The following is a 1,391-nucleotide window of genomic DNA, read 5'->3' as shown; positions in this document are numbered from 1 at the left end:
TGTTGTGCTCACGACATCAATCACAGGCGCATCGTTCACTTCCGTGACGCTTACTGTGATCGTTTGTGTGCTAGTTGCCCCATCGTTATCGGTCACCGAGACTGAAATCGAATCTTCACCGGCGAAGTTTGCATCTGGTGTGTACGTGATATTACCGTTCGCATCTAAACTAACGCTACCATTGTCAGCACTTAAGCTACTCTCAGTGATCGTGCCATCCACATCTGAAGCCGTTGACACGATAGTCGCGGTATCTTCTGTAACTGTTGTGCTGACGACATCAATCACAGGCGCATCGTTCACTTCCGTAACGTTCACTGTGATCGTTTGTGTGCTAGTGGCACCATCGTTATCTGTCACTGAGACTGAAATCGAATCTTCACCCACGAAGTTCTCGTTAGGCGTGTAAGTAATATTGCCGTTCGCGTCTAATACAGCCGTACCGTTGGTCGCAGTAATAGTATTCGCATCAATCGTCCCATCAACATCGGTCGCTGTCGCCACGATAGTCGCGGTATCTTCTGTAACCGTTGTGCTGACTACGTCAATCACAGGCGCATCGTTCACTTCCGTAACGTTCACTGTGATCGTTTGAGTACTAGTGGCACCATCGTTATCGGTCACTGAAACTGAAATCGAATCTTCACCGACGAAGTTGGCATCTGGTGTATAAGTAATATTACCGTTCGCATCTAAACTAACGCTACCATTGTCAGCACTTAAGCTACTCTCAGTGATCGTCCCATCAACATCTGAAGCCGTTGCCACGATAGTCGCGGTATCTTCTGTAATCGTTGTGCTCACGACATCAATCACAGGCGCATCGTTCACTTCCGTAACGTTCACTGTGATCGTTTGTGTGCTAATTGCACCATCGTTATCGGTCACCGAGACTGAAATCGAATCTTCACCGACGAAGTTGGCATCTGGTGTGTACGTGATATTACCGTTCGCGTCTAATACAGCCGTACCGTTGGTTGCTGTAATAGTATTCGCATCAATCGTGCCATCCACATCGCTTGCTGTCGCCACGATAGTCGCGGTATCTTCTGTAATCGTTGTGCTAACGACATCAATCACAGGCGCATCGTTCACTTCCGTAACGTTCACTGTGATCGTTTGTGTACTAGTGGCACCATCGTTATCGGTCACTGAAACTGAAATAGAATCTTCACCCACGAAGTTCTCGTTAGGCGTGTAAGTAATATTGCCGTTCGCGTCTAATACGGCCGTACCGTTGGTCGCTGTAATAGTATTCGCATCAATCGTGCCATCAACATCGCTTGCTGTCGCCACGATAGTCGCGGTATCTTCTGTAACTGTTGTGCTCACGACATCAATCACAGGCGCATCGTTCACTTCCGTGACGCTTACTGTGATCGTTTGTGTGC

General features: G+C 48.0%; 1 protein-coding gene. It reads right to left on the bottom strand.

Annotated features, from left to right (window positions below; genetic code table 11):
• A partial coding sequence (locus tag E2R67_RS16310; protein ID WP_134292005.1) for a tandem-95 repeat protein occupies positions 1-1,391 on the bottom strand: 1,391 nt, incomplete at both ends.

Origin of the sequence: Psychromonas algicola (assembly GCF_004378355.1) — a bacterium.
Classification (GTDB): domain Bacteria; phylum Pseudomonadota; class Gammaproteobacteria; order Enterobacterales; family Psychromonadaceae; genus Psychromonas.
The sequence above is the reverse complement of the archived record's forward strand: the minus strand, read 5'-3'. Positions and strand labels throughout refer to the sequence as shown.